The following is a 15,143-nucleotide window of genomic DNA, read 5'->3' on the forward strand; positions in this document are numbered from 1 at the left end:
TTCAGCCTGTCGGCGGTGCGGGTCCGAGAAGCACCAGCGTGTCGTCCTGCGCCCCCGGGGCGGGCAGAGCCTCGGTGACGGGTTCCAGCCGGCCGTCACGCCGTACGACGAACAGGACGTCGTACCCCGGGAGGCGCGGCGTCCGCGCGGGCTGCACATGGAAGCGGGCGCCCCGCTCGTGTCGGTCGGTCACGACATGGCGGACCAGCTCCGGACCGAAGAGCGTTCTGCCTACGGTGTACGGGGCGACGGCTCCCTCGCCGCCGGGGGGCGGCCCGACGCGGTAGACCGGGCCGTCGACGCTGTCCGCCATGACGATCGAGGCGAGCGCGTTGAAGTCGTCGTCGGCCGTGAGCAGGAAGACCGCGGTGACCCCCTCCAGCCGGGCCTGCGGATCGGTGGCCACGGCGATGAGCTCCCCCGTGACCAGTTCGATCCCCGCCTGCGTGATCCTCTGCCGCTCCTGCGCGCCGCCCGCCCACATCAGCACGTCGAGTTCGGCGGTGCGCAGCGCCCGCGCCAGATCGACGACCCAGGGGTCACCACCCACCAGCAGCGGTCGGGCCCGCTCGGGCCGTGTGACGCCCAGCCGGCCGGCAACCGGTCTCGCCGTGAGCGCGTAGACCACGACGGTACCCACGATCACCAGGAAGGTGACGGGAAGGATCTTGCCGGCGCCTCGCAGTCCCGCGTCGGTGAGCGAGGCGGAGAAGGTCGTGGCGGTGGACGCGGCCACGATGCCGCGAGGGGCCATCCAGCCGATGAAAGCGCGTTCGCCCGCCACGAGATTCGTCCCCTGGGTGGACAGCAGGGCCACCAGGGGTCTGACCACCGCGATGAGCACGATGACGAGCACGAGCGTCGGCAGCAGTACAGGTACGACGGACTTCGGCGTCACCGTGGCCGAGATGGAAATGAACAGCAGGCCGATGATCAGCTGGACGAGCGTCTCGAAGAACGGTCTGCGTGTGGGCATGTCGAGTCCGGGCAGGTTCGCGACGGTCAGCCCGGTGACGATCGCGGCGATGAGTCCGGTGTCGTCGTACACCATGTCGCAGCCCGCGGCCACCACGACGACCGTCGCCAGTTGGGCGAGCGTGCCGAGCGTTTCGCCGAGGCGGAGCCGGCGAAGGGTGAACCACAGCAGGGCGACACCGATCGCGCCGCCGGCGAGTCCGAGGGCGGTCCCGGCGAAGAACGCGACGAAGCGGAAGTGACCGGTCTGAAGTCCACCGGAGACGAGGGAGTGGAACACGACGGCGCCGAGAATGCCCCCCACGGGATCGATCAGGGACCCTTCCCACATCAGCACCCGCCGCACCTGGTCCGACGGCCGGACGTGCTCCAGCAGCGGACCGACGACGGTGGGCCCGGACACCACGAGAATGATCCCGATCATGCTGGCCACCGCCAGCGGCACACCGAACAGGGCCGGCCCCAGGCCGAACACACACCCCCACGTGAGCACCACGCCGAGCACCATCAGCCTGAGCACGACCGTGCGGGTCGCGCCCTTGAGGTGGCGCAGGTCCAGTCCCAGCCCGGCGTCGTAGAGGATGACCGACACCGACACCGACACCAGGGGTGAGAAGGCCGGGCCCAGGAGGTTGTCGGATCGGACGTCGTCGGTCAGCGCTCCCGCGGCGAATCCGGCCGGCAGCAGCAGGATCAACGCCGGGACCCGCAACCGGCTCGCGAGAATCTGGCACCCGACGGCGAGGGCCACGGTCAGGCCGATGCCCAGCAGGATGTCGTCCTCGGTCACCGGGCGCCCGTCCGCGGAAGGGCGCCCGGGGGGTGCCGGGCCGCCCTGTGGTCAGCCCTCGTCACCGGTACCCGCGCGCCGCAGGTCGGCGTCGGTGAGCTCCGCCAGTTCGCCATGCGTGTCCAGCCAGTAGAGGAACGCGACCGCGGGGATGACGAGCACGACCGCGACGAGGGTGACGAGGCCCAGCCAGCGCAGTGTGGTGTGCGCGCCCGCGCCGTCGGCGACGGTCAGGGAGGTCGGGACGAGGTAGGGGCGCTGTGCCATGCCCCAGGCGAGGACGGCCGACGCGATGACACCGACCGCCGTGACCCTCGACCAGGCTCCGGAACGACGGGTCAACGACCGTGCGGTGGCGAGAGTGCCGAGCGCCGCCACCACGACGAGGACCAGCCCCACGCCGTGCGTGAGCCCGTGCCACACGTGCGGCGCGTCCCCATGGGTGACGATCAACGTGGTCACGGCCAGGACGGCGAGGGCGCCCAGGGCGCCCAGGGCCCGTCGGCGGAAGTAGGCGTCCAGGTCCGGCGCGTCGAAGCGCCGGGCGTCCGCGGCGAGGAAGACGGCGCCGAGCGATGCCGTGGCGGCGATGGCGAGCAGACCGAACAACAGGGAGGTGGGATTGGCCCAGGCATCCGTCGACGCCGTCGTCGTGGAGGTCACCCGGCCGGATGCCACTCCCCCGGCCGAGGCTCCCAGGAAGAACGGTGTCAGCAGCGACGAGACGGCGAAGACCGCTCCGTACAGGCGCCGGCCGGCCAGCCGCCGCGTGGGCTTGCGCAGGGCGAAGCCGGCGCCGCGCAGCACGATGCCCACGGCGGCCAGGGCCAGGGGCAGCCACATCGTGGTGAAGACCTGCTGGAAGAAGACGGGGAAGCCCGTCCACATGATGACGAGCACGAAGATCAGCCAGACGTTGTTGACCTCCCAGACGGGAGCCATCGCGTGGTCGATCAGCCATCGGGGACGTTTGCCCCGCTCCGCGCCGCCCGCCGTCAGGTCCCAGAAGCCGGCTCCGTAGTCGGTGCCGCCACCGCAGGCATAGGCGGCGATCGCGAGCAGCAGGACGACGGCGATGACCCCGGCGATCACAGCCGGCTCCCGGCGGAGCGCGGCCCGTACGGTGTGTCCGTCTCGGGTGGCTCCTTGGGTGCCGGCGGTCCGCCCGTCCGATCGGCGAGCCGCCAGTGCGACCGCATCTTCAGCAGGACCACGAGGAACGATCCGAAGACGAAGAGGTACACGACGACGATCACTGCGAACATGATCCACAGGCTGCTGGAGCGCGTGGCTGTCACGGCTTCGGCGACCCGCATGTTCTGGTACACGATCCAGGGCTGGCGTCCGACTTCGGTGGTGATCCAGCCGCATTCGACGGCGACGACGGAGGCGAGCCCGGCCACGGCCGCACACCGGAAGAACCAGGGCGATCCGGGCAGCCTGCGGCGCAGCAGCCAGAGTGCGGCGTACCAGAACGCGAGCAGCACCAGCGCGGAGCCGATCCCGACCATGGTGTCGAAGGCCCAGTGCGCGATGGTGGCCTGAGTGGCCGTCGGCCGGTCGTTCGCGGACACGGACGTCAGTCCGGTCACCTTGGTGTCCGGGCGGAACCCGGCGAGGATCGAGTCGAGTTGGGGGATCCGGATGCCGCCGGAGATGCTGCCGTTCGGGTGCAGCCGGCCGAAGAGGTATTCCGGCTGGTGCGTGTCGGTCTTCCAGACGATCTCCATCGCGGCGAACTTGACCGGCTGTTTGTGGAAGACCTGCCGGGCGATGGAATCGCCGAGCACGAACTGCACGGGCGTGAACACGGCGGCGAGCGTGAAGGGGATCGTGAAGCCGAGGCGGTGGTAGCGGTCCCGGCGGCCGCGCAGCCATCCGACCGCGTAGACGCCGGCCACGACATAGCCCGCCGTCACCAGCATCGCCACGACGAAGTGCCAGAACTGCGGGCCGAACATGGGCGTGAAGACCGCTTTCCAGATCTTCACGTCGACGGGGTTGCCGGCGGAGTCGAGGGTAAAACCTTGCGGGGTGTTCATCCACGAGTTGGCGGCCAGGATGCCGAAGGCGCCGAGCAGGCCCGCGAGGGGCAGGGGCAGACCGAGCAGGAAGTGGGTCCGGGAGGGAAGCCGTCGCCAGCCGTAGAGATAGATGGCGATGAGAACGGCTTCCAGGAAGAAAGCCCAGGCCTCGACCCCGAACCCGATGCCGAACACGTCGCCCCAGCGGCCCAGCATGCCCGGCCACAGCAACCCGAACTCGAAGGAGAGCACGGTACCGGTGACGATTCCGATGGCGAACTGGACCGCCATGACGGCCGACCACCGCCGTGCCAGCAGCAGGGCGGTCGCGTCGTCACGGCGCAGACCGTAACCGTGCATGATGAGCGTGATCAGCGGCAGTGCGACGCCCAGAGGCACCAGGATGATGTGGGAGGCGAGGGTGAAGGCCATCATGGATCTGGCCGGAAGCGTTTGCGCCGGCACGCCCGTCAGCAGCAGGACCGTGTGCATGGGGCCTTTCCAGAGGACGAACGCTGGTGGGGGGTCAGCCGCCGGTGGCGAAGCCGGGGAAGAGGGTCATTCCGCCGTCCACGTACAGGGTGGCCCCCACGACGTAGTCCATGAGATCGGAGGCGAGGGCGACGACGGCGTTGGCGATGTCGTCGGAGTCACCGATCCGCTTGTAGGGGATCAGCCGCATGAGATCCTCTTGCGCCTCCGGGGTGTCCCAGGCGCTCCGGTTGATGGGTGTCTTGATGGCCCCGGGGGCGACCGCGTTCACGCGGATCCGTTTCGGGGCGAGTTCCTGGGCCAGCGTCTGCATCATCATCTGTACGCCGCCCTTCGACGCCGCGTAGTTGACGTGACCGGTCCAGGGAATGATCTGGTGCACCGAGCTCATGCAGATGATCTTCCCGGCCGCGCGCGACACCTCCGGGACGACCCCGCGACGCAGGAACTCCTTGGCCGCCTCGCGGGCACAGAGGAACTGGCCGGTGAGGTTGACGTCCAGAACCTTCTGCCACTCGGCGCGGGTCATCTCCGTGGCCGGCGCGTCGCGCTGGAGTCCCGCGTTGGCGACGAGGATGTCGATGGTGCCGAATTCCTGGACCATCCGGTTCATCATGGCGACGACCTGGTCCTCGTCGGACACGTCCGCCTCGTAGGCGGCGGCCCGGACCCCGGAGGCGGTGATCTCCTCGGCCACCTTCTCCGCCGCCTCGCGGCCGGCCACGTAGTTCACCACGACGTCGGCCCCGGCGCGGCCCAGCGCGACGGCGGTCGCCTTGCCGATTCCGGAGTTCGCGCCGGTGACCAGTGCCTTCTGGCCCTTCAGCAGATGCGCGGGGATCGCGATCTGCGGTGCGCCCTCGGTGGAACTCACGTTGTCCCGCTCCTCCACTACGTGCCGGGCCGGCCGGCCCGGGCCCGGAGGGGTTCAATCGTCAGACGAACACATCGCCGGGACGTCCGCACGGTCCGGCGCCCGGTGTTGCGCTGCATGGCTGAGGGGCTACGCCCGGTCGGAGGCGTGGCGCGGGCTGTCGGTCAGCGGAGCCGATCCAGCAGGTGGTCGCCCACACGAAGGGCGTTCGCGATGGCCGTCAGGGACGGATTGACCGCACCGATGCTCGGGAAGAAACTCGTGTCGACGACGTAGAGGTTGTCCACGTCGTGCGCCTTGCAGTGGACGTCCAGCGCCGAGGACGCCGGGTCGGTGCCGAACCGCACCGTGCCGGCCTGGTGTGCGGTGGCACCGATCGGCATGCCCTTGTGCAGGTAGATGCTGCGGGACAGCAGGTGGTGCTCGTGCATGCCGAGACGACCGAGCATGTGCTGAAGCTTGTGCCGCAGGCGCTTGAGGCCGGCGACGTTGTTGTTCTCGTCGAGGGTGAGACGGATACGGCCGTCGTCCTCCAGGGTCACCCGGTTGTCCGGCTGTGGCAGGTCTTCTCCGCACAGCCAGAAGTCGACGGCGTGATGAGCCAGGACTTCGAAGGGCAGGTCCGGCGCCACGGTTCCGGCCCAGCGCGGGGCCTGACCGTGGATCTGCTCGGTGTCCGACTTGCCGAGCATCTGTATCCCGCCGAGCGGGTAGTCCCAGTCGTCCGCGCCCAGGTACCAGTCGTGCAGGGCGAGGGTCTTCTGGAACTGGGTGTCGTTGGGCTCCTTCGAAACGGCCATCAGCGCAAGGTTGTTGTGGCGCATGTAGTGCCGGCCGACCACATCAGAGCTGTTCGCCAGTCCGCGCGGGTGCCGGTCGTTGGCCGAAGCGAGCAGCAGCGCCGCGGAGTTGACGGCTCCGCAGGCCACGACCACGATGTCGGCCGAGAACCGGGCCTCCTCCTCGTCCGGGAGCTGGGCGACGACGGAGGTGACGCTGCGCCCGGTGGGGTCGGTCTCCAGTCGCGTGACGCGAGCGTTGGTCACCAGCGTGACGTTGGGGTGCTGGACGGCCGGTTCGACACAGATCACCTGGGCGTCGGACTTGGCGAGGACCAGACACGGGAAGCCGTCCACCCGGTTGCAGCGGATGCAGGCGCTGGAGCGGGTGGCCCGGCCGGACTCGTCCTGGGTGAGGTCGACCCCGATCGGCAGGTGGAAGGGGTGCAGTCCCTGCTTCTCCAGGTCGAGGCTCAACTGCTCGATGCGGGGCTCGTGTTCTACCGGCGGACAGGCGTACTGCGCACTGCTCGGCCCTTCCCAGGGGTCCTCGCCGTGCCGGCCGTGCACCAGATAGAGGTGTTCCGCCTGGGTGTAGTACGGCTCCAGGTCGTCGTAACCGATCGGCCAGGCAGGAGACATGCCGTCGTAGTGGCGCAGTTCGCCGAAGTCCTCGGGGCGCAACCGGAACAGCGCGGCGCCGTAGAACTTGGTGTTGCCGCCGACGTAGTAGTTCACCTCGGGCGGGAACTCGTTGCCGTGCTGGTCCAGCCAGAACTCCGGAGCCCGGTACTTGGCCTTGACGAAGACGGCCGTGGAGTCCCAGTTGTCGCGTTCGCGTGGCAGGTAGTCGCCGCGTTCGAGGACGAGCACGCGTTTGCCCGACGGGGCGAGGTGGTGTGCCAGTGTGCCGCCGCCGGCGCCGGTACCGATGACGATGACGTCGTAAGGGGGCAGGGCGTCCACAAGCAACCACCGTCCTCGCTCGTGCGGATGTCTGGTTGTTGCCGTCCTCCCCTCTTCGAACGTACGCGGAGTCCGGTCGTGCGGCACCTGGAGCGGGGGCGCGCCGGCCCGGTCACACGACCGCGATCGGGTTCACCGGGGAGCCGGTGGCCGCCGGAAGCCGCAACGGGGCGATCACGCACAGGAAGTACCAGCGGCCCCGCTGCTCGCACACCCTGGCCAGTTCCTCGAAGTCCAGGTAGTCGAGCAGATGCAGCCCCACGGCGTTGACGGCCAGCACGTGCACGGGAAACGGGACCTCGGCCACGGCGCTCGGCGCACAGTCGCTGTTGCTGTCCGATCCCAGGGCGGCCACCTGCCGTCCGGCCGGGAAACTCATGGCCGTCGGGTGCAGTCCCACCCTCGCCTCGGTCACGTCCCAGGCGCCGAGGGTCCGGCGCCGCAGCCGGTGCCCCACCCGGACGAACAGCAGATCGCCCGGTCCCACCCTCGCCCGCTGCGCGGTCTCGGCCGCGGCGAGGTCCTCGGCGGTCACCTGCTCCCCCGGTTCGAGCCACGGCACCGCGTGCAGGCGCGGGATGTCCAGGAGGACACCGCGCCCGACGATGCCGTCGCTGACCAGGTCGAGCGTGAGCGTGCCGGCGCCCTCGGGCGTCACCGTGCTCGCCGGTACCCCGCCGTACAGCTCGCCGTCGAAGATCACGTGGCAGAGCGCGTCGAGGTGGCTGTCGACGTCGCCGTGCACGTTCATGGCGAACCGGTCCCGGGCGAAACGCAGTCCGTGCCCACCCGTCTCCCCGCGCGCCGGTGCGGTCATGCGATGGGTCGCCGGCTCCGGGCTGTCCGGAGCCGACCGGGTCTCGACGGGTGCGGCCAGCGACACGGTACGTCCGCTCCGGACCTCGGCCACGGCCGCCATCACTCGCTCTGGCGTGAGCCGGTCCAGCGCCCCGCGCCGGTGGCCTCCGCCGCCCTGGGCCTGTGCCCGCAGTCGGCGGTACAGGTCGCGGAAGGCCGCCTCGGACATGGGCTCCGGTGCCGTGGAGCGCGGCGACCTGGGCGGTGGGTGTGACGTCATCAGGAACTCCAGCGTGCGTGTCCGCCCCGGCCGGCACTCGGGGCTGTCATCGGACCGGGTGTCCGGTGGGGCGGCCGGCCTGCCCACCGGTGGTACGGCGCGCCCGGGCGGCAGCAGTTCGCCGGTTCCGGAGCCGACCACGGCGGTGAGGGCCGTCACAGGGGTCACCGCGGCACCGCCGAGCACGACCGGCAGCACCCTGCGAACGGGAGCCGCGGCGCGGTGGCCGTCGCCGCTGCCATGCCCGATGACGTGCCGGGTACGACGCAGAGGCGGGGCGGGCGGGAAGCCCGCCGCAGCGACGAGGACAGCGCGGGGAGACCGCGCCGTCTCGCGGGCCGCCGAGACAGAGCGCGTACGCCGCTTGCTTGCACGGCAGCACCGTGATCACGGCGCCCGCTCCGCACGCCCGCGCCGTGCGGAGCAGCGGGCCGCCGGCGGTGAACATCGCGCCCGTCGCCCCGGTGGGCGGCGGCGGGGGGACGGCGACGGCGATACCGACGGCCTCTCCCTGCTGCATGCGGGCAGCGGGGCGGCGGACGGAGCCGACCGTGTCACGGCACTGCTCCTTCCTCGCGTGCCGGCCGGGGGCGATGCGCCGGCGAGCGCCGGAACGCGGGTGGCACTCCCTCTCCTCATGGCAACACCCGGCGGCAGGCCCCGCATGTCCGGACGGCGCCCACGAGGCGGCGGCAAGGACGGCATGCCATGCACGTCGGCGACCTCGACCCGTCCCGGCCGGGGCTGGAGGAGTTCAAGGTCGACGAGGACTCCGCCAAGCCCTCCTCCTGGATGGCCGACGCGAGGACCGGCCAGATCTTCTGGTCCACGCCCGCGAACGGTGACAACGGCCGGGGTGTCTCCGGGGACGTCTGGGCGGGCAGCGCGGGCGCCGAGTCCTGGTCGGCGGCGCAGAGCGGCGTGCGCGACCCGAAGGGGACGGTGGTCGCGAGCCGCAAGCCGTCCGGCATCAACTTCCTTTCCACACCCTGAAGGGACGGCGGGCGCCTCCACCGTTCGGCGCACCCCCACACCGGCTGGGCCGCTCGTACCGGACCGGCCCGAGTACACGCCACGCCCCCCCGGTACCCGCACGGACCGGGGGCGTGGCCCGGCTGTCCTCAGGGAACCCTGACCCTTCCCGTTCACTCACGCGTACTGTCCGCCGGAAGAATCGCCTCACCGTCGGTGCGGATCGCGCCGTCCGGTCGGTGTGGGCGAAGCGGCCACCGGTGTTATTCAATGAGGTGTGCGGTGAGGGATCTCGGGGCCCCGTCGCACGGGTCCGAGTACGGTCCCGGCGGTGCGCCGGGGATTGCCGAGAGAGCCGCATGGACTCCACACCCTCCCCCTCGTCCTCCTCGCCGTTCGAACTGGTCAGCGGCGCTCTGGGGCGCTACATCCCGCGCGGCGGAGCGTCATCGGCGGGCGGGCCCGCCGAGGCGCAGGACGACCGGAGCGCCCGACCACGCGTACCCGACAGCCCGGCAGCCGACCGTCAGGACCAGATTCTCGGCGCGGTCAACCTGGACCGGGATCTGAGGATCACCCGCTGCAATCTGGACGCCCCCGTGTTCGCGGGTCTGGGCGCCGTGGCCGGCAGCTATTTCCTCGATCTCCTGCCTCCCGGAGACGTACCGACGGTCACACGGCGGTTGCGGCAGGTCCTGGAGATCGGCGAGGCGCACGTGGCCCGGATCCAGCGCCTGCGGCGCGGCGACGGGTCGGAGCTGGTGGTCTCGATGAGCATCCTGCCCGCAGCGGCGCCTCAGGAGGGCTTGACCGTCTCCCTGATCGCCATGGCGCGGAGGCTGCATCTGTACGCCGCCGAGACCGCGATCGGCACCTCGCTGGACATCGGCGAGACCGCGCAGTCGCTGGCGGAGTCCCTGCTGGCTTGGGGAGACGTGGCCGCCGTCGACCTCGACTTCGCCGTGTGGACGGGCGAGGGAGTCACCGAGCGGGCGCAAGGGCGTATCCGGCTACGGCGGGCGGCCCTGGTGCCGGACCGGGCGTGGCCCGAGGGTTACGTGACTCCGGGCGACGACCTCCCGAGCGACGCGAGTCGCCTGCTGGCGCAGGCGGTGCGCCGGGACGACGCCCCGCAGGCGATCGTCATACCCGACCGGAAGACGGTGGAACGGGTACTCGGCAGTCCGCGGGTGATCCGTGCCCTGGTTCCCGGTGACCGGTCGGCGAGCGTGGCCTGCATACCGCTGGTCCTGGACGGCGCACCGCCCGTCGTACTGGGCGTGGCGGAGGTCTGGCGGCGGACGGACCGCCCCTTCCGTGACAGCGAGCTGTTGGACCTCCAGGAACTGGTGGCCAGGACCGCCCACCACGTCGACCTGGCCCGTCAGCACCAGCGCGAGCACACGCAGGTGCTGGCGTTGCAGCGCCGGCTGCTCCCGCGGACCGGCGGCGACACCGTCGAGATCGCCAGTGTCTACCAGCCCGCCACCCCCGACAGCGCGGGCGTCGGCGGCGACTGGGTGAACAGCTTCCCGCTGCCGGACGGCCGTACCGCGCTGGTGGTCGGTGACGTCGTCGGCCACGGCCTGGGAGCCGCGGCGACCATGGGCCAGCTGAGCATGGAGGCCCGTGCGCTGCTGTCCGCGGGGCTGGCACCCGACGAGGTGCTGGAGCACCTGGACGAGACCGTGACGCTGCTGGACGACGCGGAGTCCGGGCTGGCGGCCGGCTACAGCGCCCTCGGCTCCACCTGCTGCATCGCCCTCTACGATCCGGTCAGCCACCGCGTGGCTCTCTCCAGCGCCGGCCACCTCCCCCCGATCCTGGTGCTCGCGAACGGACAGGCGGGCCCGCTCGCCGTCCGCCCCCACCCCGGACTGGGCGCGGAGTTCGCGCTGCGGGAGCCGTTCGACGTGCACACGTTCGACACACCCCCGGGCTCCCTGCTCGCCCTCTACACCGACGGCCTGGTGGAGGATCCGGCCCTGTCGATCGACGAGGGCATCGGCAGACTCGCGGATGCCGTGTCCACGGTGCACCCCTGGGACGCCTTGCAGCAGGCCGCACGGCACGTCGTCTCCTCGTTGACGCCCGTGTGCCGGCGCGACGACGTGACCCTGCTGTTCGCGCGCATGATCGGCTACCGCAAGGGGGACACCGTCACCTGGCGGCTACCGGCCCGCGACGACGCGCCCGCCCGTGCCCGCGCGTACGTCTCCGCTCTGCTGCGGCGATGGCAGGCCAGGGACGACACCCGGGACGACGTGCCGCTGCTGATCGACGAGCTGGTCACGAACGCGGTGCGCTTCGCCACCGGACCCATCACGGTACGGCTGATCAGAACCGGTCACGGTCTGCTGTGCGAGGTGGGCGACACCGGCAACGGCAGGCCGCGTCTGAGCCGGGGCGGCCTCCTCGACGACGGCGGGCGTGGCCTGCACGTCGTGCACAGGCTCACCAGCCGGTGGGGGGTGCGGTGGACGGACACCGGCAAGGTGGTCTGGGCGGAAGTCGCAAGGTGACGCGGGGCGGGGGCGGCGTCCCGGAGCGCGGCGAGGGCGGCGGCGTCGCGCCACCGACGGTACGGCCGACGCCCTCGGCGCTACCGGTGGCGTGGCCGGTGACGCGGGCGCTCCCCTCGCCGGTACGGGTGGCGTGGGCTCGCCCTACACCCACGCCCCTTCCAGGGCGGTGGCGGTGAGGCCAGGTGCCGCCGCGTACACTACGGCGCGATCGCCCGGCTTCTGCCCGGCGTCGTGCGCCCGCCTGAGGATGTCGAACACGGCGGCGCCTCCGCGGTTGCCGCTGGTGTAGCTGTCCCGGCTGTAGTCCAGCAGCCCCGACGGCCACGCTTCGGGCATCGTCTGCTCCATGTACTCCAGTACCCGGGTCCCACCGGGGTGCGCGAGCAGCACGTCGGGGTGCCAGGAGTCGGGGTCGTCCCGGTAACGGAGGCGCAGCCACTCCCACATCGCGGTGACCGTCTCCTGTACGGCGCGCGGCCCGCGCCGGTCCATCACGAAGTGGGTGCCGTCCGCCCGTGTGTCCAGGCGGTGCAGGTCCTGGGTGCCGGGCAGGGTGTGGTGCCAGGCGGCGTCCAGCCGCAGCACCGACTCGCGCCTGGGGCGGCCCGTGACCACCGCGGCGACCGCGGTGTCCGCGAACAGCAGCCGGACGATCAGGGACTCGAGCGTGTCGTCCGCGGGCTGGTAGGTCGTGCTCAACGCCTCCGCGATCACGACCAGGACGACCCGGTCGGGGTCCGCGGCCACCAGATCCGCCGCCAGGGCCAGGGAACGGGTGCCCGCGACACAGGCCCACTGCGTGGCCGGCAGCAGCATCACGTCCTTGCGGAGCGGGAGCCTGTTGGCGAGGGCGATGTCCAGTCCCGGCAGCGCCGGGGTGGTGGAGTGACTGGTGATCAGGCAGTCGACGTCTGCGGCGTCCAGCCCCGCGATCTGCAGGGCCCCGCGCGCCGCACGCTCCCCGTAGGACTGCACGGCCTCCCAGGCCGGCGCGGTGCGTTCCTGGACGGTCTGCGGCGCGGGTATCGCCTCCAGGGCGGCGATCACGCGGTGCGCGTCCTGCTCGGTGAACCCGTCGCGGGCCAGCGCCTCTTGGGCCGGCCCGATGCCGACGGCCCGCAGGCCGCTGCCGTCACCGGGCGCGACGGCGGTCTCCAGCGGCAGCATCCACCCACGGGTCTCGATGCCCGTGCCGGCCGCGATGCCGTCGATCCGCGGAGCCCACGCCGCGTGCGGGTGCCGGTCGCGCACCTCCGCCACGATCTGGCTGGTCTCCACGGCGTGCTCGCCGTGTATCACGGCAGGAGGACAGAGGTAAGCGGCCATGAGGGGCACCTTTCCAGGGGTAGCGAGGGGAACGTCACGGGAGCTGCGGCATGGGCCACTTCGGAAGCTCCCGCCCATGCCGAGGGGCTCCACTTCGGGAGCCGCCGTCCCCGCCCAGCATGGACGCCAAAGGGACATATCCGCTGTGACTAAGACAACTTGGACGACCTCTAGAGGAGTGATACGGCACACATCACCGAGACAGGTATCTTCGTAGCGAATCGGCACGAACCGCCTGACTCACCGCCAGTCAGAAACGGCCGCCCGGCACCGGGGGGTCGGCACCAGGGCCAAAGGGCGCCGGCCTGCGCTCAGTCGCAGCAGACGGCCTCGTCAGCACCGAAGCGGCACGGGGGCCAGCCCCGCGCCACCACACCGGAGCGAACTACGCGTCCCGGACGACACTCCCCCACATCGGTCGCCGCGAGCCTCATCGGCACCACCGCCGAACGGTATGACGAGTCGTCCGATCCGGGCCGAGACCTGCCGTCCCACCGCACACTCGGGCGGGAAGCCGGCACCGAACCGACAGCGGCATCCGAACGTGCCGACTCACAACCGGCAACGGGGTCGGCCGGTGGTCCGGAGCTGCTTGTCGGATGCGTGTCGGATGCGCAGTGATGGCACCCCGCACCCCCTCCAAGGCGAGCGTCCCGACCCTGGCGGCCCCCTCCGCCCCTGCGGACGACCCGAGCGGCTTGCAGGCGCGCCCCTGGACCGAAGCCCGCCGCTACCGCGTTTGCCGGTCACCACCGAAGAAGTCGATGAAGCCGAAGGGCGCGCGGTCGCCGAGGCAGAGGTCCAGTATTTCGCGCGCGTCCGCGTAGAAGGTCTCACTGCGCGGGAACAGGGCCTCTTCGTAGGCGGTGAGTGCCGCTTCGACGTCGTCGGCGTGGGCGGCGATCGCCTTGCCGAGCTCGGCACCGTCGAACATCGCCAGGTTCGCGCCGTCACCGGACGGCGGCATCAGGTGGGCGGCGTCACCGAGGAGCGTCACCCCTGGCACGTGGTCCCACCGATGTCCGTCCGGCAGCGTGTGGATCATGCGCGCGACCGGAGCGGTCTCGCCGTCGGTGATCAGCGCGGTGAGGTGCGGAGCCCACCCGTCGAACTCGGCCGCGATCCGTGCGCTCGCCGCGGCGGCGTCGGTGAAGTCGATGCCGGCGATCCAGTCGGCCGAGCGGTTCAGCTCGACGTAGGTGTGAAGGACGTCCCCCGCCTCGCGGTGCGCGACGATCCCCCTTCCCGGAGCGAGTGCGTACATGGCGCCCCTGCCCACGACCTCGGCCGTCGCCGGGTGCCGCCTGTCGACGTCGTAGAGGTAGGTCTCGACGAACGTCGTGCCCACGTATTCCGGCTCGGCGTCGGAGAGCAGCGGCCTGACCTTCGACCACGCTCCGTCGGCACCGACGAGAAGACCGCTGGTGACGGTCGAGCCGTCGGCGAAAGTCAGTTCGTGTCGGCCTTCGCCGAGGGACCGGACACCGGTGACCTTGTGTCCCCACTGGACCGATCCGTCGGGCAGGGAGTCGAGCAGGATCCGGCGCAGGTCGCCGCGGAGCACCTCGGGGCGGCCCGCCCCGCCGTCGTCGGGGATGTCGAGCAGCACCGCGCCGTCCCGGTCCACCACGCGTGCCGCCTCGGCACCTTCTCGGTGGCGATGCGGTCGGGCAGAAGGTCGGCGACAGCCGTGCGGATCGCACCGCGGCTGACGCCGTGGTCACGGGCGAGGGCGGCGATGGACCGGCCTTCCAGGTACGCGGCGCGCACGTCGGCGGTCTTCGCGGCCGCCAAGGCGGGGCGACGTCCCCTTGCTGCCCTTGGTCTCGGCGGCGCGCAGTCCGTCGTAGGTCAGCTCGCGCCGGAGGTCGCGCTGGAGTTCGCCGGCGGCGGCGAGGGTCCGCACCATGAACTTCACGGTGGACAGCAGCTCGCCGGTGCGGGGGTGGCGGGCGGTGAGGGCCATGGCGGAGAAGGCGCCGTCGTGGATGCGCAGGGCGAGGCGGTCGCGGTGGAGGACGTCGAGTACGTCGAGGATGTGGCCGGTGCCGCGGACGAGGCGGAACATCTCGGAGATGTGCACGGTGTCACCTGGCCGTGCGTAGGTCAGCAGCTCGCGGAACTTCGGGCGCTGGAGCGGGTGGAGGCGGCTCGAGGTGCCGCCATCCTCCTCGAAGACGATCGGGTCCTCGATGCCAGCCTCGTCCAGGACGAGGTTCTGCCGGGCGGTGGACTGCTGGTCCGTCGAGACCCGCTTGTAGACCAGGTTCGCCACCGAGGGCCTCTTCCGTATGGAGGAATGGTCCCTATCTGTCGTCAACGCCTGTCAGCAATCGCCATCG

General features: G+C 71.3%; 9 protein-coding genes and 2 pseudogenes. 2 read left to right on the forward strand and 9 right to left on the reverse strand.

The window, feature by feature from the left end:
* Window position 1: 1 nt before the first annotated feature.
* From ACF1BE_RS33630 to ACF1BE_RS33655, 6 genes are all read right to left on the reverse strand, one after another.
* Entirely contained in the window at window positions 2-1,765 is a 1,764-nt protein-coding gene (locus ACF1BE_RS33630) for a cation:proton antiporter (RefSeq protein ID WP_392202790.1), read from the reverse strand.
* Between the two features lie 51 nt (window positions 1,766-1,816).
* Window positions 1,817-2,857 (reverse strand): cytochrome d ubiquinol oxidase subunit II, encoded by a 1,041-nt coding sequence (locus ACF1BE_RS33635; protein ID WP_392202791.1) that lies wholly within the window; start codon window positions 2,855-2,857, stop codon window positions 1,817-1,819.
* Window positions 2,854-4,281, reverse strand: a complete 1,428-nt coding sequence (locus ACF1BE_RS33640; protein WP_392202792.1) for a cytochrome ubiquinol oxidase subunit I — start codon at window positions 4,279-4,281, stop codon at window positions 2,854-2,856. The genes ACF1BE_RS33635 and ACF1BE_RS33640 overlap by 4 nt, the downstream gene beginning before the upstream one ends.
* Window positions 4,282-4,315: 34 nt before the next feature.
* Window positions 4,316-5,155, reverse strand: a complete 840-nt coding sequence (locus tag ACF1BE_RS33645; protein WP_392202793.1) for an SDR family oxidoreductase — start codon at window positions 5,153-5,155, stop codon at window positions 4,316-4,318.
* Window positions 5,156-5,319: 164 nt separating this feature from the next.
* A complete protein-coding gene (locus tag ACF1BE_RS33650) occupies window positions 5,320-6,906 on the reverse strand; it encodes a GMC oxidoreductase (protein WP_392202794.1) in 1,587 nt (528 codons plus the stop codon).
* A 106-nt stretch (window positions 6,907-7,012) separates the two neighbouring features.
* On the reverse strand, window positions 7,013-7,927 hold the full coding sequence (locus ACF1BE_RS33655) for a cyclase family protein (RefSeq protein WP_392202816.1): 915 nt from the start codon (window positions 7,925-7,927) through the stop codon (window positions 7,013-7,015).
* Between the two features lie 756 nt (window positions 7,928-8,683).
* Here ACF1BE_RS33655 and ACF1BE_RS33660 point away from each other — a divergent pair.
* Together ACF1BE_RS33660 and ACF1BE_RS33665 are read left to right on the forward strand one after the other, a co-directional pair.
* Window positions 8,684-8,962, forward strand: a pseudogene (locus ACF1BE_RS33660) (rhamnogalacturonan lyase); the annotation flags it as partial.
* Between the two features lie 347 nt (window positions 8,963-9,309).
* Window positions 9,310-11,472: a SpoIIE family protein phosphatase gene (locus ACF1BE_RS33665; protein ID WP_392202795.1), complete on the forward strand. Its 2,163-nt coding sequence runs from the start codon at window positions 9,310-9,312 to the stop codon at window positions 11,470-11,472.
* Window positions 11,473-11,616: 144 nt separating this feature from the next.
* Here the strand turns inward: ACF1BE_RS33665 and ACF1BE_RS33670 are convergent, their stop codons facing one another.
* The 3 genes and pseudogenes from ACF1BE_RS33670 to ACF1BE_RS33680 form a co-directional block, all read right to left on the reverse strand.
* A complete protein-coding gene (locus tag ACF1BE_RS33670; RefSeq protein WP_392202796.1) occupies window positions 11,617-12,801 on the reverse strand; it encodes a type III polyketide synthase in 1,185 nt (394 codons plus the stop codon).
* A 730-nt stretch (window positions 12,802-13,531) separates the two neighbouring features.
* Window positions 13,532-14,452 (reverse strand): annotated as a pseudogene (locus ACF1BE_RS33675) (FAD-dependent oxidoreductase); the annotation flags it as partial.
* Window positions 14,453-14,521: 69 nt separating this feature from the next.
* Window positions 14,522-15,076: a recombinase family protein gene (locus ACF1BE_RS33680; protein WP_392202797.1), complete on the reverse strand. Its 555-nt coding sequence runs from the start codon at window positions 15,074-15,076 to the stop codon at window positions 14,522-14,524.
* Window positions 15,077-15,143: the final 67 nt, after the last annotated feature.

Origin of the sequence: Streptomyces sp. NPDC014991, from assembly GCF_043080665.1 — a bacterium.
In the GTDB taxonomy this organism is placed as follows: Bacteria; Actinomycetota; Actinomycetes; order Streptomycetales; family Streptomycetaceae; genus Streptomyces.

Excerpts from the sequence above, each read along its gene's own strand:
- ACF1BE_RS33640 (WP_392202792.1), bottom strand. The coding sequence starts at position 4,281 with ATGCACACGGTCCTGCTGCTGACGGGCGTGCCGGCGCAAACGCTTCCG.
- ACF1BE_RS33655 (WP_392202816.1), bottom strand. The coding sequence starts at position 7,927 with ATGTCCGAGGCGGCCTTCCGCGACCTGTACCGCCGACTGCGGGCACAG.
- ACF1BE_RS33665 (WP_392202795.1), top strand. The coding sequence starts at position 9,310 with ATGGACTCCACACCCTCCCCCTCGTCCTCCTCGCCGTTCGAACTGGTC.
- ACF1BE_RS33670 (WP_392202796.1), bottom strand. The coding sequence starts at position 12,801 with ATGGCCGCTTACCTCTGTCCTCCTGCCGTGATACACGGCGAGCACGCC.